The organism is Pseudorhodobacter ferrugineus DSM 5888, from assembly GCF_000420745.1.
In the GTDB taxonomy this organism is placed as follows: Bacteria; Pseudomonadota; Alphaproteobacteria; order Rhodobacterales; family Rhodobacteraceae; genus Pseudorhodobacter; species Pseudorhodobacter ferrugineus.
Genome location: NZ_ATVN01000002.1, coordinates 60,465 through 86,263 on the forward strand (window position 1 = coordinate 60,465; position 25,799 = coordinate 86,263).

General features: G+C 61.1%; 26 protein-coding genes. 14 read left to right on the forward strand and 12 right to left on the reverse strand.

The features are described from left to right. Positions 1–4: 4 nt before the first annotated feature. Together G560_RS0102005 and G560_RS18260 are read right to left on the reverse strand one after the other, a co-directional pair. A complete protein-coding gene (locus G560_RS0102005; protein WP_022702643.1) occupies positions 5–298 on the reverse strand; it encodes an AzlD family protein in 294 nt (97 codons plus the stop codon). Continuing rightward, positions 285–986, reverse strand: coding sequence for an AzlC family ABC transporter permease (locus tag G560_RS18260; protein ID WP_022702644.1), 702 nt, complete (start codon positions 984–986; stop codon positions 285–287). Before G560_RS18260 ends, G560_RS0102005 begins: the two co-directional genes overlap by 14 nt. Before the next feature lie 178 nt (positions 987–1,164). Between G560_RS18260 and metG the strand changes: the two genes are divergently transcribed. After that, positions 1,165–2,874 (forward strand): methionine--tRNA ligase, encoded by a 1,710-nt coding sequence (metG, locus tag G560_RS0102015; RefSeq protein WP_028913614.1) that lies wholly within the window; start codon positions 1,165–1,167, stop codon positions 2,872–2,874. Positions 2,875–2,924: 50 nt separating this feature from the next. On the opposite strand, the gene G560_RS0102020 is transcribed toward metG, so the two are convergent. The 6 genes from G560_RS0102020 to G560_RS0102045 all read right to left on the reverse strand — a co-directional run bounded on the left by G560_RS0102020 (position 2,925) and on the right by G560_RS0102045 (position 9,419). Further along, positions 2,925–3,356 (reverse strand): cupin domain-containing protein, encoded by a 432-nt coding sequence (locus tag G560_RS0102020; protein ID WP_244870030.1) that lies wholly within the window; start codon positions 3,354–3,356, stop codon positions 2,925–2,927. Between the two features lie 32 nt (positions 3,357–3,388). After that, positions 3,389–3,715, reverse strand: a complete 327-nt coding sequence (locus G560_RS19850) for a nuclear transport factor 2 family protein (RefSeq protein WP_051134581.1) — start codon at positions 3,713–3,715, stop codon at positions 3,389–3,391. Positions 3,716–3,809: 94 nt separating this feature from the next. Next, positions 3,810–4,862 (reverse strand): tRNA 2-selenouridine(34) synthase MnmH, encoded by a 1,053-nt coding sequence (mnmH, locus tag G560_RS0102030; protein ID WP_022702647.1) that lies wholly within the window; start codon positions 4,860–4,862, stop codon positions 3,810–3,812. Between the two features lie 120 nt (positions 4,863–4,982). Continuing rightward, positions 4,983–6,137, reverse strand: coding sequence for an acetylornithine deacetylase (gene argE, locus G560_RS0102035; RefSeq protein ID WP_022702648.1), 1,155 nt, complete (start codon positions 6,135–6,137; stop codon positions 4,983–4,985). A 67-nt stretch (positions 6,138–6,204) separates the two neighbouring features. Further along, positions 6,205–8,724, reverse strand: coding sequence for an ABC transporter permease (locus G560_RS0102040; RefSeq protein ID WP_022702649.1), 2,520 nt, complete (start codon positions 8,722–8,724; stop codon positions 6,205–6,207). Next, positions 8,721–9,419, reverse strand: coding sequence for an ABC transporter ATP-binding protein (locus G560_RS0102045; RefSeq protein ID WP_022702650.1), 699 nt, complete (start codon positions 9,417–9,419; stop codon positions 8,721–8,723). The genes G560_RS0102040 and G560_RS0102045 overlap by 4 nt, the downstream gene beginning before the upstream one ends. Between G560_RS0102045 and G560_RS0102050 the strand changes: the two genes are divergently transcribed. Next, positions 9,418–10,113, forward strand: a complete 696-nt coding sequence (locus G560_RS0102050; protein ID WP_022702651.1) for an arylesterase — start codon at positions 9,418–9,420, stop codon at positions 10,111–10,113. The genes G560_RS0102045 and G560_RS0102050 overlap by 2 nt on opposite strands. Positions 10,114–10,179: 66 nt before the next feature. Further along, positions 10,180–11,595 (forward strand): FAD-binding oxidoreductase, encoded by a 1,416-nt coding sequence (locus G560_RS0102055; RefSeq protein ID WP_022702652.1) that lies wholly within the window; start codon positions 10,180–10,182, stop codon positions 11,593–11,595. On the opposite strand, the gene G560_RS0102060 is transcribed toward G560_RS0102055, so the two are convergent. Both G560_RS0102060 and hemC read right to left on the reverse strand, forming a co-directional pair. Continuing rightward, on the reverse strand, positions 11,576–12,322 hold the full coding sequence (locus G560_RS0102060; RefSeq protein WP_022702653.1) for a BUD32 family EKC/KEOPS complex subunit: 747 nt from the start codon (positions 12,320–12,322) through the stop codon (positions 11,576–11,578). The genes G560_RS0102055 and G560_RS0102060 overlap by 20 nt on opposite strands. Continuing rightward, positions 12,309–13,265, reverse strand: a complete 957-nt coding sequence (gene hemC, locus G560_RS0102065) for a hydroxymethylbilane synthase (RefSeq protein WP_022702654.1) — start codon at positions 13,263–13,265, stop codon at positions 12,309–12,311. The genes G560_RS0102060 and hemC overlap by 14 nt, the downstream gene beginning before the upstream one ends. A 111-nt stretch (positions 13,266–13,376) precedes the next feature. On the opposite strand from hemC, the gene hemE reads away from it, so the two are divergent. From hemE to G560_RS18270, 3 genes are all read left to right on the forward strand, one after another. Beyond that, positions 13,377–14,408, forward strand: coding sequence for a uroporphyrinogen decarboxylase (gene hemE, locus G560_RS0102070; protein ID WP_022702655.1), 1,032 nt, complete (start codon positions 13,377–13,379; stop codon positions 14,406–14,408). Positions 14,409–14,582: 174 nt separating this feature from the next. After that, positions 14,583–16,178, forward strand: coding sequence for an alpha-amylase family glycosyl hydrolase (locus G560_RS0102075; RefSeq protein ID WP_022702656.1), 1,596 nt, complete (start codon positions 14,583–14,585; stop codon positions 16,176–16,178). Between the two features lie 99 nt (positions 16,179–16,277). Continuing rightward, positions 16,278–16,745: an RrF2 family transcriptional regulator gene (locus G560_RS18270; protein WP_022702657.1), complete on the forward strand. Its 468-nt coding sequence runs from the start codon at positions 16,278–16,280 to the stop codon at positions 16,743–16,745. Position 16,746: 1 nt separating this feature from the next. On the opposite strand, the gene cueR is transcribed toward G560_RS18270, so the two are convergent. Further along, a complete protein-coding gene (cueR, locus tag G560_RS0102085) occupies positions 16,747–17,136 on the reverse strand; it encodes a Cu(I)-responsive transcriptional regulator (protein ID WP_022702658.1) in 390 nt (129 codons plus the stop codon). Continuing rightward, positions 17,133–19,574, reverse strand: a complete 2,442-nt coding sequence (locus G560_RS0102090; RefSeq protein ID WP_022702659.1) for a heavy metal translocating P-type ATPase — start codon at positions 19,572–19,574, stop codon at positions 17,133–17,135. The genes cueR and G560_RS0102090 overlap by 4 nt, the downstream gene beginning before the upstream one ends. Positions 19,575–19,704: 130 nt before the next feature. Between G560_RS0102090 and G560_RS0102095 the strand changes: the two genes are divergently transcribed. From G560_RS0102095 to G560_RS0102135, 8 genes are all read left to right on the forward strand, one after another. Next, the gene (locus tag G560_RS0102095) at positions 19,705–19,902 is read left to right on the forward strand and encodes a heavy-metal-associated domain-containing protein (RefSeq protein ID WP_022702660.1); all 198 of its coding nucleotides are present in this window, start codon (positions 19,705–19,707) and stop codon (positions 19,900–19,902) included. 60 nt (positions 19,903–19,962) lie between these two features. Beyond that, positions 19,963–21,348, forward strand: coding sequence for a bifunctional enoyl-CoA hydratase/phosphate acetyltransferase (locus G560_RS0102100; RefSeq protein ID WP_022702661.1), 1,386 nt, complete (start codon positions 19,963–19,965; stop codon positions 21,346–21,348). After that, positions 21,345–22,169 carry a sugar phosphate isomerase/epimerase family protein gene (locus G560_RS0102105; RefSeq protein WP_022702662.1) on the forward strand — a complete coding sequence of 275 codons (825 nt, stop codon included), beginning with the start codon at positions 21,345–21,347 and terminating at the stop codon, positions 22,167–22,169. The genes G560_RS0102100 and G560_RS0102105 overlap by 4 nt, the downstream gene beginning before the upstream one ends. 115 nt (positions 22,170–22,284) lie before the next feature. Next, on the forward strand, positions 22,285–22,527 hold the full coding sequence (locus G560_RS0102110; protein WP_155947105.1) for a hypothetical protein: 243 nt from the start codon (positions 22,285–22,287) through the stop codon (positions 22,525–22,527). A gap of 239 nt (positions 22,528–22,766) precedes the next feature. Further along, positions 22,767–22,904 (forward strand): hypothetical protein, encoded by a 138-nt coding sequence (locus G560_RS20925; RefSeq protein ID WP_022702665.1) that lies wholly within the window; start codon positions 22,767–22,769, stop codon positions 22,902–22,904. Between the two features lie 171 nt (positions 22,905–23,075). Then, positions 23,076–24,077 (forward strand): type I glyceraldehyde-3-phosphate dehydrogenase, encoded by a 1,002-nt coding sequence (locus G560_RS0102125; RefSeq protein WP_022702666.1) that lies wholly within the window; start codon positions 23,076–23,078, stop codon positions 24,075–24,077. After that, the gene (locus G560_RS0102130; RefSeq protein WP_022702667.1) at positions 24,074–24,682 is read left to right on the forward strand and encodes a nucleoside triphosphate hydrolase; all 609 of its coding nucleotides are present in this window, start codon (positions 24,074–24,076) and stop codon (positions 24,680–24,682) included. The genes G560_RS0102125 and G560_RS0102130 overlap by 4 nt, the downstream gene beginning before the upstream one ends. Positions 24,683–24,753: 71 nt before the next feature. Continuing rightward, on the forward strand, positions 24,754–25,797 hold the full coding sequence (locus G560_RS0102135; RefSeq protein WP_022702668.1) for an aldo/keto reductase: 1,044 nt from the start codon (positions 24,754–24,756) through the stop codon (positions 25,795–25,797). The last annotated feature ends 2 nt before the right edge of the window (positions 25,798–25,799 follow it).

Genomic DNA, 25,799 nt, shown 5'->3' on the forward strand with positions numbered 1-25,799 from the left:
GGTTTCAGGCCCAGTTTCGCAAGGCATAGATCGCAAGGATGCCCGCGATCATGGTGAGGGGCAGGCTGCGGGTGGCAATTGCTGTGGCGAAGGCGGCGCTGGCCGCGATCCATTCGTTTGCACCGCCTTGCATCAGTTGCAATGTGACAAGAGCGGTGATGAGCGTGCCCGGCAGCGCCTTGAGGCCGCGCGCCCAAGGGCCGGATTGGGGCAAGGCCGCGCCGAGGTAATAGCCACCCAAGCGGATGACGAGGTTGGCCACGATCAGGCCTGCGATGACAAGGTTAAAGGGTGGCATGTTTGCCCCCGATTGCGGCGGTGAGCGCGCCCAAGATGCCGCCGATGACAAGGGCCCATGACGGTTCCATCGGGGTGAAGGTGTTCAGGCCAGCGACGGTGGCCGCGCTGACGGCCCAAGGCGCGAGGTCGCGGTTGCCCGACCACATGCCGCGCAGGATGGCGATGAAGGCGGCGGTGAACGCAAAGTCGATGCCCAAGGCGCGCGGTTCGGGCAGAGAGGCGGCAAAGCTGACGCCTGCGAGGGTGGAGGCGAGCCAAAGGAGCCACATGCCAAGCCCTGCGCCGACAAGATACCAATAGCTGGTGGTTTGGCCTTTGGCGCGGGTGGCGTGGAACAGCGCCCAGCTTTCATCGGTGGTCATATGCACCCCGAGGATCTTTTGCCACAAGGGACGGTCTGCCAGCACGTCGCGCAAGGAGGCGGTCATGAGCAGCATGCGCAGGTTCAAGGCGATGCCTGCGATCAGGGCTGTGATGGCCCCTGCGCCTGCCGCCAGCCGTTCAACCGCGACGAATTGGGCCGAGCCGGAAAAGACGAAGGCGCCCATAACGCCGGTTTGAAGGGTGGACATGCCAGCTTGGGCCGCGAGCAGGCCAAATGCCGTGCCGTAGAGAGCGGCACCCAGCGCGAGGGGCATGATGTCGCGGACGCCTTTGGGCAGGTCGGTGCGGAGATGCGGGGGCATGGGGCGGGCTTTCCTATTGAACGGTGCTTGATGCAACGGGTGTGTGTGGGCGTCAAGGCGGTGGTTTCGTCTTGTGCGGGGCGTGGCGCGCATTAACGGGGCATTGCTGCACGCGCCTTCTGGCGATTGGCGCGGGCTTGGGGTAAACCTGCGCAAACACTGTAAGAAGGGCGCCCCCATGGCCAGACATTTGATCACCTCTGCTATTCCCTATATCAACGGGATCAAACACTTGGGTAACCTTGTGGGCAGCCAGCTGCCTGCGGATTTGTATGCGCGGTATTTGCGGGCGCGGGGGCACGAGGTGTTGTTTTTGTGCGCCACGGACGAGCATGGTACGCCTGCGGAATTGGCGGCGGCCAAAGCGGGCAAACCTGTGGCCGATTATTGTGCTGAAATGCATGCGGTGCAGGCCGAGATTGCGCGCGGGTTTGATTTGTCGTTTGACCATTTCGGGCGGTCGTCGAGTGCGGAAAACCGTGCGCTGACGCAGAGTTTTGCCAAACGCTTGGCAGACCAAGGGTTGATCCGTGAGGTGGTGGAAAAGCAGATGTATTCGGTGGTGGACGGGCGGTTTTTGCCCGACCGCTATATCGAAGGCACCTGCCCGAATTGCGGGTTTGAGTCTGCGCGCGGCGACCAGTGCGACAATTGCACCAAGCAGTTGGACCCTGTGGATTTGATAAACCCGCGGTCCACTGTTTCGGGGTCAACCGAGTTGGAGCTGCGCGACACCAAGCATTTGTATTTGCGCCAGTCGGAAATGAAGGGTGCGTTGTCGGAGTGGATCGAGAGTAAGGCCGATTGGCCGATTTTGACGACATCCATTGCCAAGAAATGGCTGAATGATGGCGACGGGTTGCAAGACCGTGGCATCACGCGCGATCTGAAATGGGGGGTGCCTGCGCAGTTTGAAGGTGCGCCTTGGGCGGGGATGGAGGGCAAGGTTTTCTATGTCTGGTTCGATGCACCCATCGAATATATCGCCTGCGCGCAGGAATGGGCGGCGGCCACGGGGGGCGATTGGGAGCGCTGGTGGCGGACCGACAAGGGCGCGGAGGACGTGACCTATACCCAGTTTATGGGCAAGGATAACGTGCCGTTTCATACGCTTAGCTTTCCGGCGACCATCTTGGGGTCGGATGAGCCGTGGAAGCTGGTCGATTACATCAAGTCGTTTAACTATCTGAACTATGACGGCGGGCAGTTTTCCACCTCTCGCGGGCGGGGGGTGTTTATGGACCAAGCCTTGGGGCTGTTGCCTGCCGATTACTGGCGCTGGTGGTTGCTATCCCACGCGCCGGAATCTTCGGATGCCGAGTTTACGTGGGAGAATTTCCAGCAATCGGCCAATAAGGATTTGGCGGATGTGTTGGGGAACCTTGTTTCGCGTGTGACGAAATTCTGCCGGTCAAAATTTGGCGAAGTGGTGCCCGAAGGCGGCGACTGGGGCGTGGCCGAGGACGCGCTGATTGCCGAGATCGAGGGGCGTCTGCGCGCCTATGAAGGGTTCATGGAGGCGATGGAGGTGCGCAAAGCGGCGATCGAGCTGCGCAGCATTTGGGTGGCCGGCAACGAGTATTTGCAGGCTGCCGCCCCCTGGACCGTGGTGAAAACCGACCCCGCACAGGCGGCGGCGCAAATTCGTTTGGCGCTGAACCTGATCCGGATTTACGCCGTAATTTCGCAACCCTTTATCCCAGCCGCTGCCGCGTCGATGATGGCGGGGATGAAAACCGACGATTGGACTTGGCCAACCGATGTGCGGGCCGCGTTGGGCGCGTTGCCCGTGGGCCATGTGTTCGAGGTGCCCGAGGTGCTGTTCCGCAAGATCACGGATGAGGAACGGGTGGACTGGGCCGCGCGGTTTGCGGGGGTGCGGGACTAGGGCCGCCTTTTATCAGACGAATCGCGCATGCCGTGGGGACTTGGAACGCGTCATTCAAGCTGGATGATCACCGCTTCAAAATCCTCAGTGCTGGTTACCTGCGCTTGGTGCCCTTTGCCGTGACAGTCCTCCATATGCCAAACATCACTGAGGCCCATATCGCGGGCCTCGCCGTCGCTTGCGGTCACGTGTACGCGACCGGCCACGGAAATTGGCTTTTGCGGCACAGGTGTGGGGTGAATAGGTTCATTCCACCCGGCGCGAAGCCGCAGAAACATCATTTGCTTGGCTGTTTCCGGCTCTGAAATTTCAATGGCCTGTACAGGTGGGGCAAAGACACGCTCTGTCATGTCCACCCTTACGTCTTGCCAACGGCTGTCACCCGCCGAATCTGCATAAAGCCTTTGAAACTTCATAACCAAACCTTTCCTGTGCGACGTGCGCTCAGCTTCGCGACGCTTGTTTCGCGTAATCGACCGCATCGAACCATCCGCGCGAGGCCTTGATTTTCAGGTCAGGCCCAATCTCCCATTATTCCCATCCCCTTATGTTTAACGGGGGGGCCCGTTGCCGCGTCATGGCCTGTAAAGGTCCAGACATAAACGGCATGGTTTTCAGACAGACGTATATCATCGCAGGTCAGTGATAGATCGGGGACATCGGCATAAAACCCTGCGGCCATATCCGCCACGCGGGCGCTGCCCGACCACGGGTCACCATTGTTGATTATGATTTCTCTATCCTGAGCGTAAAAAGACGCAACAGCGTTAGAAGAAAGAGAATTCCATGCTTTGGTATATGCCTGCGCCATATCGGCGACAGCTTGGGCTGAACGCGTCATGGATTATTCCTGAAATGTGCGAATACAATGAGTTCAGCATCACCCATGCGGTCCAATTTGTCCAGTATCGTGTCGGATGCAGGAAAAGGTTGGATCAGCGGATGTCTTGCACCCGCACAGCCAGCCTATCTGCAAGCCGTTCCAGTGCGGCATCGTTCAGGCTGTCGGTTTCAAAGGCCTGCACCCCGTGTTCCAGCCGGGCGCGGTGTTTGTCATAGCGGGGGTCGTAGTGTTCGGCCATTAGGCTGGCGGCGAGGGATTCAAACGCGCCCGTTGCCGCCATACCTTGCCACGTAGCGATTTGATCGGCGGAATGGGCGGCGCGCAGGCGGTCGATGACAGCGGCAAGGCGGGCTGTATCCGATACCAAATCGGCATAGGCGGTGACCAAATATCGCGCGCGGGCGGTGACGGGGGCCACAATTTCCAGCCGTTTGGCCGCCGCCATCGCCTTCCACAGCATCGGCGGCAGGCGGCAATTGCCAACTTTGGAACTTTCCGCCTCGACGACCACCACGCGGGTCGGGTCCAACTGGCTGATCGCGGCGGCAAGGGCGGATTCGAACGCCTTTTGGCTGGGTTGGCCGCCCGGCATGGCGCCAAACAGGCTGCCACGGTGATGGGCCAGCCCTTCCAGATCCAGTACTTGCACATCGCGCGCGGCCAAGCGGTGCAACAAGTCGGTTTTGGCCGAACCTGTGTTGCCATCCAGCAAAACGACGGGGCAGGGAAAGGGCGTGTCATAAAGGGCGGTTGCGACCAGCGCGCGGTAGGCTTTGTAGCCACCATCGATCAGGTCAACCCGCCAGCCGATTTGGGACAGGATTGACGCGAAAGACCCTGACCTTTGCCCGCCGCGCCAGCAATAGACCAAGGGTTGCCAGCCGCCCGGCTTGTCGGCCAGCGCCCCTTGCAAATGGCGCGCCGCATTGGCGGCCACAAGGGCGGCCCCGATTTTGCGGGCGCGAAACGGGCTGTCTTGCTTGTAAATCGTGCCAACCTGCGCGCGTTCGGCATTGTCCAGCACGGGCAGGTTTATTGCGCCGGGGATATGATCTTCGTCAAACTCGTCAGGGCTGCGCACATCAATGATGTCGTCAAAGCCAAGGGCTGCAATCTGCGCAAGAGAGGTGAGGGTTAGGGCCATGATGCAGCCTCTCTACGCCAGTTGGTAGCGGGCCGAAAGCCACCATTGCGGGGCCGCGTGACCGTACTTGCATTTCATCTTTGCAAAAATACTCAAAAAAAGCGGCTGCAAAGCAAACGGTCAATACCCAGCTTCGCACCGCGCCAGCAACGCGTCCAGCATCGCCTCACACCGCGCCAGTTGGGCCAGTTCAACAAATTCATCCGGCATGTGCCCTTGGGCCATTGCGCCCGGGCCGCAAACCACGGTGGGCAGGCCAAGACGTTGGGCGAACATGCCGCCTTCGGTGCCGTAAGCGACTTTCAGATGCGCGTTGCCGCCGGTCAGGCCTTTGACAAAGCTGACCACATCGGCATCCGGTGCTGTGCCAAGGCCGGGGTAATCCCACAGACGCTCAATCTCAATCGCGGCTTCGGGGAAATCTGCGCGCAAGGGGGTGAGGATTTCCTTGGCCGCCGTTTCCAGTTGGGCGATCAGGGTAGCGGGGTCATGGCCCGCAAGGGTGCGGATTTCCATGTCGATCACGCAGCTATGCGCGACCACATTCACCTGCACGCCGCCATTGATTTTGCCAAGGTGCAAGGTGGAATAGGGCACGTCATAATCGGGGTCGAACGGGCCATTGGCGGCCACATCGGCCTGCAACGCCCGCACCGCCGCGCCGAAATCCATCGCCAGATGGATCGCGTTCAGCGCCATGGGGGCCATCGAGGAATGGCCTGCGCGGCCTGTACAGGTTACGCGCAAGGCGACCTTGCCTTTGTGCCCGATCGCCGCCTCCATGCTGGTGGGTTCGCCGACGATGCACAGGCGGGGGCGCACGGGCCAATCGGCCATTGCGTCGATCATGGACCCGACACCGCGACAGCCGACTTCCTCATCATAAGACAGGGCCAAAATCAGCGGGACTTTCAAATCGCGTTTGGCGGCATCCAGCATGCACGCGATGGCGCAGGCGTCAAAGCCTTTCATATCGGTGGTGCCGCGGCCATAAAGGCGGGTGCCGTCTTGGGTCAACGCGAACGGGGGCTTTGTCCATGTTTGCCCTTCGACGGGCACCACATCGACATGGCCGGACAGGACCACGCCCGGCACATCGCGGGGGCCAGCGATGGCAAACAGATTGGCCTTTGTTCCCGTTTCATCAAAGATCAGCGTGCTGTCGATGCCACCCTCTGCCAGCACCCCTTGGACAAAGCGCATGAGGGGGAGGTTGGTCATATGGCTGACGGTTTCAAAGGCGATCAGGCGGTCAAGGATGGCGCGCATTTGCATGGGTTGGCTCCGGTTTCATCACCTTTGGTGTAGCGTATGGGGGCACCGTTTGGCACCCCCAACTTGGCTATTCTTGTGCCCGCAACACTTGGGCCGGACGGGCCGCAAGGGGCCGCCAGACAAAGACGAGGCCTGCAAGCAAGGTGGCCAGCACGCCGCCCACAACGATGGCAAAGGCAGAAACGGGTTCAAATACGAAATCGGTTTCCATCACGAACCGCATCACCCCCCATGCGGCAAGGCCACCTGCGGCAATGGCCACCACGCCAGCAGCGGCCCCTGTCAAGGCGGCACGCAGGGCAAAGCTGCCCATGATTTGCGCACGGCTTGCCCCAAGGGTTTTCAGTATTGCCGCCTCATACACCCGTGCGCGTTCTCCTGCGGCAGCGGCCCCGATCAGCACCACGAATCCGGTCAGCAAGGTTGCGCCTGCGGCCCAAGCGGTGGCGGTGGCGATGGCGGTCAGCGCATCGGACACGCGGTTGATCGCATCGCGCACCCGCACGGCGGTGATGTTGGGATAGGCGCCTGCGACATCGCGCAGCAGTTTCGCCTCGGACGCCTCATCGGCGTACACCGTGGCGATATGGGTGTGGGGCGCACCTGCCACGGCGGCGGGGTTCAGCATCATCACAAAACCCATGCCGCCGGTGGAAAAATCAACCTCGCGAAAGCTGGTGATCGTGGCGTCGATGTCGCGGCCAAGGATGTTGACGGTCATCGTATCGCCGAGTTTCAGGCCAATCTCATCCGCTTCTTCCTGCGCAAAGGACAGTTGCGGTGGGCCTGTGTAATCGGCGGCCCAAAAGGTGCCGCCTGTCAGCTTGGTGCCGTCCGGCACGGTGGCTGCATAGGTCACACCACGGTCGCCGCGCACGACCCAATGTTCGCCAGCAACCTCGCGCGCATCTGTGCCGTTAATTTTGGTTACCACGCCGCGTAGCATGGGGGCTGTATCAACCTTTGTGACGCCCGGTTCGGCGGTGCTGCGGGTGATGAAGCCGTCGATCTGGTCATTCTGGATATCGACGAAAAAATACGATGGCGCGATGGCAGGTAAATCGCGGTCAATTGCGGCGCGCAGGTTGGCGTCAATTTGGCCCACGGCGGCAAGGACGGTCAGGCCGAGGCCGAGGGAAAGGATGACCGAGGCCGCCTCATCCTTTGGGCCACCGATGGCGGCAAGGGCTGCGCGCAGGCCAACGCGGCCACGGGCGATCCGAGAGCGGGCCAGCGCACGGGCGCCAAGGCGCAGGCCATAGGCGGTTGCGAGCAAGATTGCGAGTGCTGTAACGATGCCTGCCGCCGACCAAAGGGCAAGGAAGGCCAGCCCCGACAGCCATGCTGCCCCGCCGATCAGCAAGGTGACAAGCACCGCAAGCGCCAGCCAATGCACCCAATTGGGCCAAGCAACACGGCCCGCGCCGCCACGATAGAGCACCGCCGCGCGGACGTTTTGCACACGGGCCAGCGGCCAGATGGTGAACAAAAGGGCGGTGACGATGCCGTAAAACGCTGCCTCAAACAGTGGTGCGGGATAAAGGCCGAAGGCGACGGGGAAGGGGAGGGAGGCCTTGATAAGGGGCGAGAGTGCGAGGGGCACGCCGGCCCCGAGGATCAGGCCAAGGGTGACGCCGAGCAAGGTCAGCACACCGATCTGGATCAGGTAGGTTTGAAAGATCATCCGGCCGCTGGCGCCGAGGGTTTTCAGCGTGGCGATGGTGGCGATTTTGCCGTCGAGATAGGCGCGCACGGCGGCGGAGACACCGACCCCGCCCACGGCAAGGCCTGCAAGGCCGACCAGCACCAGAAATGACCCGATCCGTTCGACAAAACGGGCGACGCCGGGGGTGGCGCGGCGACTGTCGGACCACCGCAAGCCCTTGTCACGGAAGGCTGTTTCGGCACGGGTTTTGGCGGATTCTAGGTCGGTATCTGCGGGCAGCAGCAGGCGGTATTGCGATTCAAACAGGCTGCCCGCGCCGATCAGGCCGGAATTGGCAAGGCCCGTAGTGGGCACGATGGTGCGGGGGCCAAGGCCGAAACCGCCTGTGGCGCTGTCGGGTTCTTTGACCAGAACGGCAGACAAGTGGAAACTTTGGGTGCCCATTTTGAAGCTGTCGCCAAGGGCAAGGCCCAAGCGGTCAACCAGCACACGGTCCATCACCGCACCCGGCAGATCGTTTTGGGTGGACAGTGCATCGGCCAGCGGAATGGCGGGGTCAAGCTCGACGCTGCCGATCAGGGGATAGGCGCTGTCGACCGCTTTGACCTGGGTCAGCGCGCGGTCGTCGCCGACCACGGCCATAGAGCGAAAGTCGATGATTTCGGATGTCGCGGTGGCCAGATTATCCATAAAGGCGCGCTCATCGGGGGTGGCGGTGCGGTAGGTAAACTCCATCTGCGCATCGCCGCCCAAAAGGGACGCGCCTTGTTGTTCCAAGCCGCCTTCAATCGCCGCGCGGACCATGCCCACGGCGGCGATTGCGGCCACGCCAAGCGCAAGGCAGGCAAGGAAGACGCGAAAGCCCTTGAGGCCGCCGCGCAATTCACGGCGGGCGAGTTTGGCGGCGAGACGCAGGCTCATGCGGCACCTTTTTCGGCTTCGGCTTCGGTGTCGATTTTTCCGTCTTTCAGGCGGATGATGCGAGAGCAGCGCTGGGCCAATTCGGGGGCATGGGTGACCATGATCAAGGTGGCATCATGGCGGTCGCGCAGGCCAAACAGCAGGTCCATGATCGCGGCACCGTTTTTGCCGTCAAGGTTGCCGGTGGGTTCATCGGCCAGCAAAATCGCGGGGCGGGGGGCTGCGGCGCGGGCAAGGGCCACGCGTTGTTGTTCGCCACCTGAAAGCTGGCTGGGGTAATGATCCATCCGCGTGCCAAGGCCAACGGTTTCCAGTTCGGCCTGCGCGCGGGTAAAGGCATCTTGCACGCCGCCCAGTTCCAAGGGAAGGGCCACGTTTTCCAGCGCGGTCATTGTGGGGATAAGGTGGAAAGATTGAAACACCACCCCCATATGATCCCTACGAAAGCGCGCAAGTTGGTCTTCGTCCATCGCGGTCATGTCATGGCCAAGGGCGTGGACAGTGCCCGAGCTGGCCCGTTCCAGCCCGCCCATGACCATAAGGAGAGACGATTTGCCCGACCCCGAAGGCCCGATCAGCCCCAAACTTTCACCGCGCTGGACGTTCAGTGTGATCCCGCGCAAAATGGAAACGGGGCCTGCATTGCCCGCAAGCGTAAGCGCTGCGTTGTTCAGCGCCAGAATAGGTGTCGTCATGAAATCTGCCCTTTGGTCTTTTTGTCTTACCCTTGGATATGGGGCGGCGCGGGGGATCCGCAATGTTGTTTTTACGACTGTTGTCGGGATTTCCGCCGTTATGGGGGCAAATGCGCAGGATATGCCAAAGGTTTTGGCGCTGGGGGACAGTTTAACAGCAGGGTACGGTTTGGTGCCCGAAGACGGGTTCGTGCCGCAGTTGACCGCTTGGCTGGCCGAGAATGGTGCGGCGGTTGAGGTTATTAATGCCGGCGTTTCCGGGGATACGACAGCGGGGGGGGCCGCGCGGCTGGACTGGTCGCTGGCGGGCGGGGCCGATGCGATGATCGTAAGTTTGGGTGGTAATGATATGCTGCGCGGTTTGCCCCCTGCGCAAGCGCGTGCGAATTTGACGCAGATTTTAGAGGCGGCGCGCGGGCGGGATTTGCCTGTTTTGTTGGTGGGAATGTTGGCACCCGGGAATTTTGGGGCCGATTATAAGACTGAATTCGACGCGATTTACCCTGATCTGGCTGCCGAATATGGGGCGCTGTTGTTGCCAGCGTATTTCGCGCCGATTGCGACGTCGGATTTGGCGCTGGACCCTGCGTTCATGCAACCCGATGGCATTCACCCGAACCGTGAGGGCGTTGCAAAGATTGTTGCTGCGATGGGGCCTGTGGTGTTGGACTTGCTGGCGCAAGTGAAAGACTGATCTGAGGCTTGCTGCAGCGCCAAAGTTGGGCAACAAGTTGGTATACCATTTTTACGCGAGGGCCGCATGACATTGATTGCCGATTTGACCGAAGTTTTGGGACCGGCCCATGTGCTGACAGGCACAGATCGCGCGGGGCATATTGGCGATTGGACAGGCAAATATACGGCCGATCCTGTGGCCGTGGTGCGGCCCGCCAATACGGCTGAGGTTGCGGCCTGTTTGCGCATTGTCGCATCGCATGGCGTGGCCGTGGTGCCGATTTCGGGGCGCACTGGGCTTGTGGGCGGGGCGATGACGCGCGGGGGGCTGATGATTTCGGTCGAGCGGATGAATAAGATCCGCGAAATCCGGCCCGAGGCGCGGATTGCGGTGGTCGAGGCAGGCGTGATTTTGGACCGCCTGCACGCGGCGGCCGAGGCCGAGGGGCTGTATTTTCCGCTGTGGTTTGGCGCGCGGGGGTCGGCGATGATTGGTGGCGTGTTGTCCACGAATGCAGGCGGGTCGAACGTGCTGCGCTATGGGTCCACCCGCGCGCTGTGTTTGGGGCTAGAGGTGGTTTTGGCCGATGGGCAGGTTTTGAACTTGATGTCGGAATTGCACAAGGACAACTCGGGTTACGACCTGCGCAATCTGTTTATCGGGGCCGAAGGCACGCTGGGGATTATCACGGCGGCGGTGATGAAACTGGTGCCGCGCCCCAAGGCCTATGCCACCGCCACGCTGGCGGCGCGGTCCTTGCCCGATGCGTTGGTGTTGTTGAACCGTTTGCGAGAGGCGACGGGGGGCGCGGTCGAGGCGTTTGAATATATGCCCGAAAGCTATATGCGCCGGTTGGCAGAGGCGCGGCCCGATATTCGCCAGCCGTTCACGCCCCGCCAAGCCGTGAACATTCTGGTGGAAATCGGGGCGACAGCGCCGCGTGATGCTGTGCCAAATGCCGCAGGCGAGGTGCCTGTGACACTGCTGTTGCAAGAGGTTTTGGCCGAGATGATGGAGGAGGGTGCCGTGCTGGACGCCGAGATCGCCCAGTCCGAGGGCCAGCGCCGCGCGATGTGGGAACGGCGCGAACTGGCGGCCGAGATCACCTTTGCCCGCACGCCTGCGATTGATACGGATGTGGCCTTGCCCGTCGATAAGGTCGATGCGTTTTTGCGCCGTATGGCGGCACGGTTGCCCTTGCTGGATCCGGGTGCCGAGGATCTCTGCGTTGCCCACCTTGGGGATGGGAACGTGCATTACACCGTGTTCCCGACCCTTGATGACGCAGGCCTTTATGACCGCGTGGTTGAGGCAGTGGAGGATGAGGTGCAAGCCTTGCGAGGGAGCTTTTCAGCCGAGCATGGCGTGGGTCTGTCCAAACGCGCGTCGATGGCGCGGCGCAAGGACCCTGTGGCGCTGGCCGTGATGCGGTCGGTCAAGGCCGCGCTCGACCCTGACAACCGCATGAACCCTGGCAAGATTATTCCCGATCTGACCTGAAGCGCGCCAAGGTGGGGGCCAGTGCGGCCCAATCGCGCGAGCCTTTTGCGAGCCGTGCCAAGGGCGGCAACCAGCCCAGCCAGCCTGCAGTGACCCGTGCCTGCGCCCAGATGCCGGGGGCAAGGGCGCGGTAGGCGGTGATCGCGGCTTCTTGCAATGCGGGGGCGGTTTGGGGCGCGCGCAGCCCGTCGCCCATCAGGCTGTGCACAAAGACCATCAAATCCAGCGCCAGCCCGCGCGGATCGGATTTGACGGTGGAAAAGCGTTCCAGATCAATGAAGTGCACGGCGTTTCCATCCCAGCAGATGTCACGAATTGCAGGGCGGCCGTGGCGATAGCTGTGCAGGTGCAGATTGGCCAAAGCGGTGCCTGCGGCGGTGAATATCGGGGTTAGGGTGGCGGTGTCGGTGGTTGTCCACAACAGATGGCGCAAGGTTGGCCCAAGATCGGGGGTGATAAACCAATCGTCACCCATTGCCAGCACGGGCGGCACGGGCAGGCCCAAGTCGTCCAGCAACAACAACCCGTCGCGTTCGCGTGCAAAGGCGCGGGCACCATTACCTTTCTGGAGGCGCATTCTGCCTGAAAGCTGTTCGGCCCGTTTCAGCCAAACCTTACGGCCATCTTGCAGATCAATTCCCGTCACACGGCAGTAAGGCCCTGCCAAAGCCGCATCGATTGCAGCCTGCAAGGGGGCATCAATGCCCGCCATGTCAAAGCCAGTCAAAAAAATCTGCGGGCGCGCGGGATTTCAGGCGGCGGGCAAGGTCGCGGCCCATCTCAAGGCCATCGGCAGCAGGGCCGCGAATATCATCGGCCAAGGATTGTGTGCCATCGGGGCGCAGGATTTCACCGCGCAGCCAAAGCGTGTCACCGTCTAGCATCGCCAACGCCGCGATAGGTGTTTCACATGACCCGTCCAATTCGCGCAAAAACGCGCGTTCGGCGTTCACGCGGTGGCCGGTGGCCGTGCAGTGGATGGCATTGAGCAGCGCTTGGACGCGCGGGTCATCGATGCGGCGTTCGATGCCAATGGCCCCTTGGGCCACGGCGGGCAGCATGTCTTCGGGTTCAATCGCGCATTTCGCCATATGAGCCATGCCCAGGCGGTTCAGCCCTGCCATCGCAAGGAAGGTGGCTGCGGCCACGCCATCCTCTAGCTTTTTCATGCGGGTTTGGACGTTGCCGCGAAATTCGACCAGATTAAGGTCGGGGCGCCGCAGCGCCAATTGCGCACGGCGGCGCAGGCTGGACGAGCCCACGACAGCCCCGTGTGGCAAATCGGCCAAGCTGTTGATGGCGGGCGACACAAAGGCATCGCGCACATCCTCGCGCGGTAAATAGCAATTTAGGATCAGCCCGTCCGGTTGCAGGGTTGGCATGTCCTTCATCGAATGGACGGCGATGTCGATGGACCCGTCCAGCAGCGCCTCTTCGATTTCCCGCGTGAACAGGCCTTTGTTGCCGATTTCCTTGAGCGGGCGGTCGGCATCAATCATGCTGCGATCATCGCCGCTGACCTTGATCACGACCACCGTGAAGGCAGTTTCTGGCAAGCCATGCGCGGCCATCAGGCAGCGCCGCACCTCATGCGCCTGCCAAAGAGCAAGCGGAGAGCCACGGGTGCCAATCCGCAAGGGTTGGGCGGGGGAAGGGGGTGCGATTTTCATGGCGACAGTCTTAGCGCCGATGGGTTTCGGGGGCAACTGGCGATGATGTGTCATATTGACAAGCCCGCCCTATCTTGGAAGGCAGGGGGTCAGTTTGATATGGAGAGCCCGATGACCGATAAGACCATCTTGCGTGCGCTGCGCGGCGAAACCTTGGCCACGCCCCCGATTTGGATGATGCGTCAGGCTGGGCGCTATTTGCCGGAATACCGCGCGACCCGCGAACAGGCGGGGGATTTTCTGAAGCTGTGTTACAATCCCGATTTGGCGGCCGAGGTGACGTTGCAACCGATCCGGCGCTACGGGTTTGACGCGGCGATCCTGTTTGCCGATATTTTGCTGTTGCCACAGGCGCTTGGTGCCGATTTGTGGTTTGTAACGGGCGAAGGCCCGCGCCTGTCGACGATCACTGATATGGCGGGGGTCACGGCGTTGCGACCCACGACGGATATCCATGAGACCCTGTCGCCGATCTATGAAACGGTCAAGATTTTGGCCCGCGCGCTGCCGCCCGAAACCACGTTGATCGGTTTTGCCGGAGCGCCCTGGACGGTTGCGACCTATATGGTTGCAGGCCGCGGGACGCCCGACCAAGCCCCCGCGCACAAGTTGAAAGACACCGACCGCGCGGCGTTTGTGGCGCTGATTGACCGGATTACGGAAGGCACGATCGAATATCTTGATGCGCAAGTGCAGGCTGGCGCCGAGGTGGTGAAACTGTTCGACTCTTGGGCAGGCAGCCTGAAGGGGCAGGATTTTCAGGATTTCGCTGTCCTGCCCGCCAAGCGGATCATCGCAGAGTTGAAAAGACGCCACCCGACCTTGCCGATCATCGCTTTTCCGCGCGAAGGCGGCGATGGCTATGTCGGTTTCGCCAAGGCAACAGGGGCCGATTGTGTGGCGCTGGACAATTCGGTGACGCCGGAATGGGCGGCAGAACATGTGCAAATCGACGGGTGTGTGCAAGGAAATCTGGCGTCGCATCACATGGTCACCGGCGGGCAAGCGTTGGTGAATGAGACGCGGCGGATTGTGAAAGCGTTTTCGGGTGGGCCGCACATCTTTAACCTAGGGCACGGGATTACACCCGATGCCGACCCCGACAATGTCACGCGCATGATCGAGGCTGTGCGCGGAGGCTGAGGGTTGAATGAGTATTTAGGCAAAGATGAAATGGTAAGGCGTCCTTGTCCCTTCATCTTGGTCCAAATACCTCCGGAGGGTCAGGGGGGCAGCGCCCCCCTTTGTTTGAAGAATAAGCCTTGCGCGTAGCGCGCCTTTGGGGTCGTTTGACAGTCGAAATCAAAGGGACAAGACATGCAAGACTGGTGGCGCAATTCGGTAACCTATCAAATCTATCCCCGCTCGTTTCAGGACAGTTCGGGAAACGGGATCGGGGATATTGCAGGGATCACCGCGCGGCTGGATCACGTCGCCGCATTGGGGGTTGACGCGATCTGGCTTTCGCCCGTGTTCCCGTCGCCTATGGCCGATATGGGCTATGATGTCTCAAACTATACCGACATTGACCCGCTGTTTGGCACCTTGGCCGAGTTTGATGTGATGCTGGCGCGGGCGCATGCGTTGGGGTTGAAGGTGATTGTCGATCAGGTGATCAGCCATTCGTCGGATCAGCATCCGTTCTTTATCGAAAGCCGGTCCAGCCGCGATAATCCGCGGGCCGATTGGTATGTTTGGGTCGATCCGAACCCCGATGGCAGCCCACCCAACAATTGGGTGTCGGTCTTTGGCGGATCGGCGTGGGAGTGGGACGCGTGCCGCCGCCAGTATTACTTGCACAACTTCCTGACATCGCAGCCGGATTTCAACTTTCATAACCCCGATGTTCAGGATTGGCTTTTGTCGACCATGCGGTTTTGGTTGGAGCGTGGGGTGGACGGGTTCCGACTTGATACCGTCAACTTTTATTTCCATGACCAAAAGCTGCGGTCGAACCCGCCAGATCCGCGCAATACGGTCGCGCCCAAGGTCAATCCCTATGACATGCAAGACCATCTGTATTCCAAGAACCGCCCCGAAAATCTGGCCTTTCTGGAACGACTGCGCAGCCTGACGGATGAATTTGAGGGTCGCGCGATGGTGGGTGAGGTGGGCGAGTCGCGCCGTGCGGGCGAGATTATGGCGGCCTATACGGCGGGCACCAGCCGCCTGCACATGGCCTATTCTTTTGATATGCTTGGCCCCGAATTTACCGCCGAGCATTTTCGCCAAAAGATCGAAGCGTTCTATGCCGCCGCCCCGAATGGTTGCCCCTGTTGGAGCTTTTCCAACCATGATGTGATCCGCCATGTCTCGCGTTGGGAGGAATTTGGCGAAGCGGATGTTTTGGCTAAACAGGCGGTTGCAATGCTGGTGGGGTTCCAAGGCTCGCTTTGTATTTATCAGGGTGAGGAGTTGGGCCAGACAGAGACGGATATTTTGTATTCCGAATTGACCGACCCGCCGGGGTTCAAGTTTTGGCCCGATTACAAGGGCCGTGACGGGTGCCGCACGCCGATGGTTTGGGATGATAGCGCGCAGGCGGGGTTTACCGTGGGGGTGCCGTGGTTGCCGATCAAGCCTGCGCAAAAGGCGCGGAATGTGGCGGATCAGGGCGAGGGGTCGGTGCTGGCGGCCTACCGCGCGGCGCTGGCCTTTCGCCGTGACACGCCTGCGCTGCGCGAGGCGGGGACCGTTTTCCTTGACCTGCCAGAGCCGGTTTTGGGCTTTCTGCGCGCGGATGTGATGTGCGTTTACAACCTGTCGCCGAAAGCGGTCACTGTCACGCTGACAGGGCAGGGGGTGTTGATTGGGCCGTGTCAAAATGCGGTGCTTGTCGGTGCGGTGTTGGCGCTTGGGCCGAACGGGGCCGCCTTTGTGCGGGGTGCGACGGGGGCCGTGGTTGCGGTTTAGGGCTGTGGTGCAGCGGTTTTGGGTGATCTGATCTGGATCAATCCCAAAACCGGTTTTTGGGGCTAGGGTTGGGAAACTCTGATCTTGAAAGCGACTTTTATGCGCCTGACCACACGCACTAACCTAGCCACCCGTGTTTTGGTGTTCTGCGCCGTCAATCAGGGCGTTACGGTGCGTACAGCGGACATTGCCAAACGGTGCAACGCATCGGTTAATCATCTTTTGCAGGTCGTGAACCTTTTGCAAAACAACGGATTTATTGACACGCTGCGCGGCCGTGCGGGCGGCTTGCGGCTGACGCGCCCGATGGAAGACATCTCTGTCGGCGCGGTCTTTCGGGTGTTTGAGGGGGGGATGCCCTTTGCTGAATGTTTTGATGAGGGGACGAATACCTGCCCGTTGACCGCAACCTGCCGGTTGAAAGGTTATCTGACCCGTGCAGTTGAGGCATTTTACCATGAATTGGATCAGGTGACTTTGGCCGATTTGGTGCAAGGCAATTGCGGGTTGTCGGCGCTGTTGGACATGTCGCCTGCCCGCAGTGTCGATTGCCGCTTGTCCGCCTGAGTTAGCTGGGTGGCGCAAGGTCGGCCAGTATCGGGCAATCGGGCCGGTCGTCGCCGTGGCAGCAGGTGACCAGATGCGACAGGGTGTCTTGCATGGCCTTTAGGGCTGCGATTTTTTCGGCGATTTGGGTTAGGTGGCGTTGAGCGATTTCTTTCACATCGGCGCTGGCGCGGCTTTGATCTTCGTACAGTGACAGCAGGACGCGGCAATCTTCAATCGTAAAGCCCAAGGCGCGGGCGCGGCCCAGAAAGCCGAGTTTATGCACGTCTTGCGGGCGAAAGGCGCGGTAGCCGTTGGTATCGCGCAAGGGGCGGATCAGGCCCACCTCCTCATAGTAGCGGATGGTTTTGGCGGGGAGGTTGGCACGTTTGCCGGCTTCTTTGATGTTCATAGCGTGTCCTTGGGGATTTGCGGGGTGACCCAGCGCAGGCGCAAGGCGTTGGTTAGAACGAACACCGAGGACATGGCCATCGCCCCCGCCGCCAGCATGGGTGACAGTTGCACACCCCAGATCGGGTAGAGCGCGCCTGCGGCCACAGGGATCAGGGCGGCGTTATAGCCAAAGGCCCAGAACAGGTTTTGTTTGATATTGCGCAGTGTCGCGTGGCTGATGGTCAGGGCAGACACCACGCCGCGCAGATCGCCCGACATCAGCACCACGTCCGCCGCCTCGATCGCGACATCGGTGCCGGTGCCAATGGCAATGCCGACATCGGCGGTGGCAAGGGCGGGGGCGTCATTGATACCGTCGCCGACAAAGGCGAGTTTCGTGCCATCGGCGCGCAGGTCATTCAAGGCGGCGACTTTGCCATCGGGTAGCACCTCGGCCACCACATCGCGGATGCCCAGTTCGGCGGCGATAACGCGGGCGGTTTCGGCATTATCGCCCGAAATCATCACCACCCGCAGGCCCATCGCCTTGAGCGCGGCAATGGCGGCGGGGGTGCCGGGTTTGATGGGGTCTGCCACGCCGATCACAGCGGCGATTTGGCCGTTCAAGGCGGCGTAAAGCGGGGTTTTACCTGTGTGGGCTAGCGTGTCGCCGGCCTTGTTCAGCGCGCCAATATCGACGTTTTGCTGCGTCACAAAGCGGGCAGAGCCGATAAGGACGCGCTGGCCTGCGACTTGGGCCTCGATCCCGTGGCCGGTGTGCGAGGTGAAATCAAAGGCTGGAGGCAATTCTAGCCCGCGTTCGGCGGCGGCGCGCAGGATAGCACTTGCTATGGGATGTTCGGACTTGGCCTCAACAGCGGCGATGCGGGCAAGCACGGTGTTGGTATCAAACCCTTTGGCAAGGATCAGGTCGGTCAGTTCGGGGCGGCCCGCGGTCAGGGTGCCGGTTTTATCCAGCGCGATGGTGCCGATGGATTGCAGCGATTGCAGGGCGGCGCCTTTGCGAAACAGCACGCCCAGTTCGGCGGCGCGGCCAGTGCCGACCATGATCGACACGGGCACGGCAAGGCCCATTGCGCAGGGGCAGGCGATGATCAGCACGGCCACACCTGCGACAAGCGCGTGGGTGAGCGCGGGGTCGGGGCCAAAGACCAACCAGACCAGAACGGTCAGGGCGGCTGCGGCCAGAACGGCGGGGACGAACCAACCGGTGATTTTATTGACCAGATCCTGCACCGGCAAGCGCGCACCTTGGGCGGCGCCGACCATGCGGATGATCTGGGCCAGCATGGTGTCGGCCCCCACGGCCTGCGCGCGGTATTGCAGCGCCCCTGTGCCGTTGACGGTGCCACCTGTGACCGTGGCACCGATGGTTTTGGCCACGGGTGCGGGTTCGCCGGTGATCATGCTTTCATCGACATAGCTTTGCCCGTCTGTGACCGTGCCATCGACGCCGATTTTTTCACCGGGCCGCAGGTGGAGGATGTCGCCGACGATAACTTGGTCCAAGGGCAGGTCTGTCACCACGCCATCCCGTTCGACTCTTGCGGTTTTGGGGGCAAGGCCCACCAGCCGCGCGATGGCGGCCCCTGTGCGGCCTTTGGCGCGGGCCTCAAACCAGCGACCCAACAGGATCAGGGCGACGATAACTGCTGCTGCTTCAAAATACACGGCGCGGGCGGTGGCGGGCAGCAGGGCGGGGGCAAAGGTGGCCACGGTGGAAAAAGTATACGCGGCGGCGGTGCCGATCATCACCAGCGCGTTCATATCGGGGGCGCGGTGGCGCAGGGCGGCCCAGCCACGGGTGTAGAATACGCGGCCAGGGCCTGCCAACACGGCGCTGGTCAGGGCGAACTGGATATACCAGCTGGTTTGCAGACCGATGGTGCGGGCGATGTAGTGGTGAAAGGCGGGAAACAGATGCCCGCCCATTTCCAATATGAACACCGGCAGGGTAAGGGCCAAAGCGATGAGCAATTGTTTGCGAAGAGCGGTTGTCTCATCGGCCCGTCTGTCCTCTTCGACGGGGGCGGTTTGTGGTTTTGCAACATAGCCCATGTTGGAAATTGCGGACATCAAGGTGTCGGCGGTCAGCGATCCTGTCAGAAATCGAACCTCGGCCGTTTCTAGGGCAAGATTTACCTGCGCGCTTGTCACGCCGTTAATCGCGGCCAGCCCGCGTTCCACACGGCCGACGCAGGACGCGCAGGTCATGCCTTCGACAGTCAGGGTCAGCGTGGTTTCGCGCGCACCGAAACCGGCATTGGACAAGGCGGCGGCAATGGCCGCAGCCGACCCGCCTGCAACACTGGCGCTGTTGTTGGCAAGGTTTGCTGTCGCGGGGCCTGCGCCATCAACGGATGAAAGGATCCGTTCGACGCGACCCACGCAGGCACCACAGGTCATGCCCTCGACTTCAAATACATATCCGGCCATTGCGCCCTCGCTTTCAACACCTACATAGGGGTTCTAGTCACTGGAAGGTCAAGCCCCCGAGGCGCTTAATTTCGCGCTTGACCTTCCCCCTGCCGAACCCCCTAGGCTGGGCAAAACAAAAGGAGCCGGTATGACTACGTTTTCGATTCCCGATATGAGCTGCGGCCATTGCAAAGCATCCGTGGAGGCGGCGATTTTGAAGCTGGACCCCGCTGCGAGTGTTGTGGTGGACCTACAGGCCCGCCGCGCCGATGTGATGTCGACCGAGCCGGATGAAGCCTTGATGAACGCCTTGAATGCCGTAGGGTTTCCCGCACAGGCGGTTTAAGGCGGCTTGCCCCCAAGGGGCGGGCAGGCCAGAATGCCCGCGACCTAAGCGGAGCATGTCATGATCCTTGAGAACCGGCTGTTTGAGGCGTTGAAACTGGGCGATACGGCGCAGGCCACGCGGCTGTGTACGGCAGATGATTTGTATATTTTCGCGTCGGCGACGGGCAACCACAACCCGTTGCATTTACCGGGGTTGGACGGTGACGGTGACGGGCAGGCCGAGGCGATGGTGCCTTCGGCCTTTGCCGCGTCTTTGGTGGCGGCGATTTTGGGCACGCAATTGCCGGGGCCGGGGATTGTGACCTTGTCACAAAGCTATGACTTTCACGCGCGGGCCCATGCGGGGGATGAGTTGGTGACGGTTGTGACCGTGACGAGCTTGGATGCGGGCGTTGTCACCTTGTCGGCGCAAGTGACGCGCGAAATGGATAAGACCCTTATTCTGTCGGGGGTTGTGCGGGTGCAGGCACCGGTTAAAACCTATCGTGTGGACAGTTCCACATTGCCCGGATTGACGGTGCGGCGGCATCGGCATTTTGAGGCGCTGTTGGCGCGGGCGGAACCCTTGCCCCCTTTGCGAACCGCTGTGATCTGCCCCGAAAATGCAGCGTCATTGGGGGGCGCGTTGCTGGCACTGAAGCATACCATCATCACGCCCATTCTGGTGGGGCATGCGGGCAAGATTGCCGCAGCGGCGGCGGAATTGGGTGCGGATTTGGCCGGGGTCGAGGTGATTGATTGCCCCGTGCATGTTGATGCGGCAGTCCGCGCTGTGGCGCTGGTGCATGAAGGTCGGGTCGATGCGCTGATGAAGGGCAATTTGCACACCGATGACATGCTGCGCCCGATGGTGGACCGCGACAAAGGCCTGCGGATTGGTCGCCGGTTGACCCATATTTTCGTGATGGATGTCCCGGGGTTGGAGCATCCGTTGCTGGTAACGGATGCCGCGATCAACATCGCCCCCGATTTGGCGACCAAGGTGGATATTGTGCAAAACGCGATAGACCTCGCGATTTCCATCGGGATTGCGCAGCCGCGTGTGGGGGTTTTGTCGGCAGTGGAAACGGTGAACCCGGCGATACCGTCATCCATCGATGCGGCGCTTTTGTCGAAAATGGCGGAACGTGGGCAAATCATGGGCGGCTTTGTCGATGGGCCGTTGGCGATGGACAATGCGGTGTCGATGGCCGCCGCGCGGACCAAAGGCATCACGTCCGAAGTGGCAGGCCGCGCTGAGGTTTTGGTGGTTCCCGGGATTGATGCAGGGAATATGCTGGCCAAACAACTGGCCTATATCAGCCATGCCGAGGCTGCGGGCCTGGTGATGGGGGCCCGTGTTCCCGTGATTTTGAATTCGCGGTCCGACAGTTCTATGGCGCGGCTGGCGTCTTGTGCGGTGGCCGCCATTCACCATGCGCGGATGAAAGGGGAGGCGATATGAAGCCGTTGGTGAAACCTGTTTTGGGCGCGGCGCTGACGCTCGACATGCTGGCCTTGCAGCGGGACTGGATGCTGTCGGCCCCGCGCGATCTGGAGATCCAAAGCTTTTGCCTGCCGCATGCGTTGAACGGCGATTTGGCGCCGCTTATTGCGCGCGCCAAGCAGTTGATTGACGGGCTGACGGGGCGGATCGGTTTGCATGGTCCCTATGTCGGGTTCAGCCTTGATACCCCTGACCCCGATGTCGCGCTGATTGCGCAGGCGCGGATGCTTAAGGCGCTGGAGGTGTGTGAGGCGTTAGGGGCCACGCAAATGGTGATCCATTCGCCTGTGACGATGTGGGATCATGGCAACCAGCAGGTCAGCCCCTATGACGCGATGAGCCAGATCGAACGGGTCCGTTACACCCTTGGGCCGGTTTTGAAACGGGCCGAAGACACTGGCGTGGGCTTGGTGTTGGAGAATATCGAGGATGTGGACCCGTTGGCGCGGTGCCGGATGGTCGATGCGCTGAAATCACCGGCGCTGACCGTGTCACTGGATACGGGCCACGCGCAATACGCGCATGTGATGGCGGGTGCGCCGCCGGTGGATGCCTATGTAATGGCGGCGGGCAAGCGCCTGAGCCATGTGCATTTGCAAGACAGTGATGGTTTTGCCGACCGCCATTGGCACCCGGGCGATGGGCCGCTGAACTGGCTTGCGATCTTTGCAGCCTTGCGGGCGTTGCCACAGATGCCGCGCTTGATTTTAGAGGTGAATGATCTGCGCAATGTAACGCGCGGTGCCGTCAATCTTGCAGCGCTGGGGCTGGCCGAGTAGGTGGTGGCGTCTTTTGAGATAAGGTCTTGGTGAATGTGGGTTCTGTTTGCGGCAATTCTTGTGACGCTGATTGTTTTTGCGCGCGACACCGGTCTGGCGCTTTGTGGGGCTTTTCATGCTGATCTGTGCCACCGCGTTTTATATCTGGGGGCGGCGCGGGATTGTGATGGCAAGCGTTCCGGCCGACAAGGTGGTCGCGGTTACCGAGTTTTCCGACGCCGATTTTACAGGGCCGTTGGATGAGGTTCTGATCGACGGGTATTTCCGGCAGGATCAAGCGGTTAAGGTGAGGTTTCCGAGATCCGTTAGGATATCGGTGCAAGAAATACTCTTAATCCCAGTAACCTCGACTGACTGAAAAGCGGGGGATTCTGTTCACGTTTATATCATCCCGAATTGGTATGGGGGCTGGGACAGATGCGCAGTCTTTGGCCGATGCGCGTGCAAAAGAGGGGTTTCCCCAAGAAGGTTCCGGGGCTGTGCGGCAAACGCGATTTTTGGCAAAGGCCAATCTCTATTCGTTTAAAGGCGATCCGACCGACGTCATTTCGGCAGCAGGTCTGCCCACGGATGGCCCTGTCCAGATCTTGCAGATTAATGAGCACGCGCGGGCGCGCGCTGGAACGCGCCTTTGAATGGTCGCGGACGCTGGCCATTGTTCCGGCGCTGCTGAATGCTGTCTTTGTGGGGGGCAGCCACCTTGCGCTTGTTAGTGCGCGCCGTATCATCCGTTAAACTGCTTCCGCATGTCAGCCAAGTCCAGCTGATTGCGTAACCTTCTTTACGCGTCCGATCCTAAACGCCACATATTTCAGTCGATTGTGACTGGTACAAAATTCCGCCCCGTGGCCCATTGATCCGCGCGCAGTGGCGTGGTCAGACTGCCGCAAACGGGGGGCTTGGGTCATGCGGATTTTCATCAACGGGTTCGGGCGGATCGGGCGGTCGGTGCTGCGGGCCTATTTGCAAAGCCCAGACCGTTGGCAGGGGTTGGAGGTGGTGGGCGTGAATGACATCGCCGCCCCCGATATGTGTGCCTATCTATTTGAGTTTGACAGCATCTTTGGCCCGTGGCGCGGGACTGTCGGGATGGACGGCGGCGCGCTGGTGATCGATGGGCGGCGCATTCCGCTGCACTGCGCGCGCGATATTTCCACCCTTGATCTGCGCGGTGTGGATTTGGTGATGGAATGCACGGGCCGTGCGGACGGGCATGAAATGGCCGCGCGGGGGTTGCGCGCGGGGGCGGCAAAGGTGCTGGTTTCGGGGCCATCACGCGCGGCGGATTATACGGTTGTGCTGGGCGCGAACGAGGATGGGATTTCGCTGCGCGACCACAAGATTTTATCGAATGCGTCCTGCACGACAAATGCTTTGGCCCCTTTGGTGGCGTTGATTGATGCCGAATGGGGCGTGGTCACGGGGTCGATGACGACGATCCACTGTTATACCGGTAGCCAGCCCACGGTGGATGCGCCTGCTGCCGATTTTGCCCGCAGTCGGGCTGCGGCGGTGTCGATGGTGCCCACGACGACATCGGCGCAGCGCTTGCTGGATCAGATTTTGCCGGCCCTAGCAGGGCGGATCGAAGCGTCGGCGGTGCGTGTGCCGGTGGTCAGCGTTTCGGCGGTTGATTTGGTGGTGATGACGGCGCGGCCTGCGACGGTTGCGGGCGTCAATGCGGCGTTTCGTGCGGTAGCCCAAACGGAGGGAGGCGTGATCGGGTCGACGGACCGCGCGCTGGTGTCGACCGATATGCGGGCGCGGCGGGAAAGCATTGTGATGGCCTGCCCTGAAACACGGATTACGGCAGGGGGTATGCTGCGCGTGTTTGGCTGGTATGATAATGAATGGGGATTTTCCAACCGTATGTTGGATGTGGCGGCGTTGTTAAAGGGAATGGCATGAACGAGGCGTTGGACCGGATCAAGGCGGCCATTGCGGCGCAGGCTGGGCAGGGGCGGTTGCTGATAGCGATTGCGGGGCCGCCGGGGGCAGGCAAATCGACCTTGGCCGAGGCCTTGGCTGTGCAGATTGACGGCGCAGTTGTGGTGCCGATGGACGGGTTTCATCTGGACAATCGCGTGTTAGAGGCGCGCGGATTGCTGCCCCGCAAAGGCGCGCCCGAGACTTTTGACGTGGCGGGCTTTACCGCGCTGGTTTCGCGATTGCGCGGAGCGGATGAGGTTGTGATCCCTGTCTTTGACCGTAGCCGCGATATTGCGGTGGCCGGTGCGCGGGTGATCGGGCCCGAGGCGCGGGTGTTGCTGATTGAAGGCAATTACCTGTTGCTGAATGAAGCGCCGTGGCGGGGATTGGCCGCGCATTGGGATGTGACGATAGCCATTGAGGTGCCGATTGAGGTGCTGGAGGCGCGATTGATCCAACGCTGGCGCGATCATGGGTTGACGCAAGATGCGGCGCGGGCACGGGCGTTGGGCAATGACATTCCCAATGCACGCCGCGTTGTGGCGGGGTCTGTGGCCGCTGACGTGGTTGTGCGCCAAGGCTAGCTGTCGCCGCTTGCACCACGCCGGAAATGATGCGAGTCTTTGTGCCGAAATACCCCATGAAAGGCTGATTTATGAAACACATACCGCTTGGGTCAACGGGCCTTATGGTGTCGGAATACTGCCTTGGGACGATGACTTGGGGGGCGCAGAACACCGAGCGTGAAGGGCATGACCAGATCGCCTTGGCGTTGGAACATGGGATGAATTTTTGGGACACGGCCGAAATGTACCCGACCAACCCGGTGCGCGCAGAAACGATTGGCGGCACCGAAGAGGTGATTGGCAACTGGTTTGCGCGCAGTGGCGGGCGCGATAAGGTGGTGCTGGCGACCAAGGTGATGGGCGAAGGCAACGGTTTTATGCGTGACGGTGCGCCGATTACGGGGGCGGTGTTGCGCGATGGGGTCGAGGCGTCTTTGCGGCGGTTGAAAACCGATTATATCGATCTGTTCCAACTGCATTGGCCCAATCGCGGGTCGTATCATTTCCGAAAAATCTGGGGTTTTGCCCCCAGTGTTGTGCCTGCAGCGGATGTGTTTGCCGATATGACCGATGTGCTGCAAACTGCGGCCGAGCTGGTGGCCGAGGGTAAAATTCGCGCGATTGGCCTGTCGAATGAAAGCGTGTGGGGGGCGGCCAACTGGCTGCGTTTGGCCCAAGCGATGGGCCTGCCGCGTATGGCGACGGTCCAGAACGAATATTCGTTGCTGTGCCGCCAGTTTGACAGTGACTGGGCCGAATTTTCCGCGATGGAAGACATGCCGCTGCTTGCGTTTTCGCCGCTTGCAACGGGGTTGCTAAGCGGGAAATATGCGGGTGGCGTGGTGCCCGATGGCTCTCGCCGTGTCAATTCACCCGATTTGGGGGGGCGTGTGACGCCTTATGTGTTTGAGGCGGTGGCGGCCTATCTGGGCATTGCGGCGCGGCACGGGTTGGACCCGAACCAGATGGCGCTGGCCTTTGTGCGGCAGCGCCCGTTTCCGGTGATTCCGATCATGGGCGCATCGTCGCTGGATCAGTTGCGGGTCAATCTGGGTGCTGCGGATGTGGTGCTGTCGGATGAGGTGTTGGCCGAAATTGACGCGGCACACCGTGCCTATCCGCAGCCGTTTTGACA

What these genes read in the sequence shown, in the direction of transcription:
- G560_RS0102005 (WP_022702643.1), bottom strand. Translation starts at nt 298, where the DNA reads ATGCCACCCTTTAACCTTGTCATCGCAGGCCTGATCGTGGCCAACCTC.
- G560_RS18260 (WP_022702644.1), bottom strand. Translation starts at nt 986, where the DNA reads ATGCCCCCGCATCTCCGCACCGACCTGCCCAAAGGCGTCCGCGACATC.
- metG (WP_028913614.1), top strand. Translation starts at nt 1,165, where the DNA reads ATGGCCAGACATTTGATCACCTCTGCTATTCCCTATATCAACGGGATC.
- G560_RS0102020 (WP_244870030.1), bottom strand. Translation starts at nt 3,356, where the DNA reads ATGCGGTCGATTACGCGAAACAAGCGTCGCGAAGCTGAGCGCACGTCG.
- G560_RS19850 (WP_051134581.1), bottom strand. Translation starts at nt 3,715, where the DNA reads ATGACGCGTTCAGCCCAAGCTGTCGCCGATATGGCGCAGGCATATACC.
- mnmH (WP_022702647.1), bottom strand. Translation starts at nt 4,862, where the DNA reads ATGGCCCTAACCCTCACCTCTCTTGCGCAGATTGCAGCCCTTGGCTTT.
- argE (WP_022702648.1), bottom strand. Translation starts at nt 6,137, where the DNA reads ATGCAAATGCGCGCCATCCTTGACCGCCTGATCGCCTTTGAAACCGTC.
- G560_RS0102040 (WP_022702649.1), bottom strand. Translation starts at nt 8,724, where the DNA reads ATGAGCCTGCGTCTCGCCGCCAAACTCGCCCGCCGTGAATTGCGCGGC.
- G560_RS0102050 (WP_022702651.1), top strand. Translation starts at nt 9,418, where the DNA reads ATGAAATCTGCCCTTTGGTCTTTTTGTCTTACCCTTGGATATGGGGCG.
- G560_RS0102045 (WP_022702650.1), bottom strand. Translation starts at nt 9,419, where the DNA reads ATGACGACACCTATTCTGGCGCTGAACAACGCAGCGCTTACGCTTGCG.
- G560_RS0102055 (WP_022702652.1), top strand. Translation starts at nt 10,180, where the DNA reads ATGACATTGATTGCCGATTTGACCGAAGTTTTGGGACCGGCCCATGTG.
- hemC (WP_022702654.1), bottom strand. Translation starts at nt 13,265, where the DNA reads ATGAAAATCGCACCCCCTTCCCCCGCCCAACCCTTGCGGATTGGCACC.
- hemE (WP_022702655.1), top strand. Translation starts at nt 13,377, where the DNA reads ATGACCGATAAGACCATCTTGCGTGCGCTGCGCGGCGAAACCTTGGCC.
- G560_RS0102075 (WP_022702656.1), top strand. Translation starts at nt 14,583, where the DNA reads ATGCAAGACTGGTGGCGCAATTCGGTAACCTATCAAATCTATCCCCGC.
- G560_RS18270 (WP_022702657.1), top strand. Translation starts at nt 16,278, where the DNA reads ATGCGCCTGACCACACGCACTAACCTAGCCACCCGTGTTTTGGTGTTC.
- cueR (WP_022702658.1), bottom strand. Translation starts at nt 17,136, where the DNA reads ATGAACATCAAAGAAGCCGGCAAACGTGCCAACCTCCCCGCCAAAACC.
- G560_RS0102090 (WP_022702659.1), bottom strand. Translation starts at nt 19,574, where the DNA reads ATGGCCGGATATGTATTTGAAGTCGAGGGCATGACCTGTGGTGCCTGC.
- G560_RS0102095 (WP_022702660.1), top strand. Translation starts at nt 19,705, where the DNA reads ATGACTACGTTTTCGATTCCCGATATGAGCTGCGGCCATTGCAAAGCA.
- G560_RS0102100 (WP_022702661.1), top strand. Translation starts at nt 19,963, where the DNA reads ATGATCCTTGAGAACCGGCTGTTTGAGGCGTTGAAACTGGGCGATACG.
- G560_RS0102105 (WP_022702662.1), top strand. Translation starts at nt 21,345, where the DNA reads ATGAAGCCGTTGGTGAAACCTGTTTTGGGCGCGGCGCTGACGCTCGAC.
- G560_RS0102110 (WP_155947105.1), top strand. Translation starts at nt 22,285, where the DNA reads ATGCTGATCTGTGCCACCGCGTTTTATATCTGGGGGCGGCGCGGGATT.
- G560_RS20925 (WP_022702665.1), top strand. Translation starts at nt 22,767, where the DNA reads ATGAGCACGCGCGGGCGCGCGCTGGAACGCGCCTTTGAATGGTCGCGG.
- G560_RS0102125 (WP_022702666.1), top strand. Translation starts at nt 23,076, where the DNA reads ATGCGGATTTTCATCAACGGGTTCGGGCGGATCGGGCGGTCGGTGCTG.
- G560_RS0102130 (WP_022702667.1), top strand. Translation starts at nt 24,074, where the DNA reads ATGAACGAGGCGTTGGACCGGATCAAGGCGGCCATTGCGGCGCAGGCT.
- G560_RS0102135 (WP_022702668.1), top strand. Translation starts at nt 24,754, where the DNA reads ATGAAACACATACCGCTTGGGTCAACGGGCCTTATGGTGTCGGAATAC.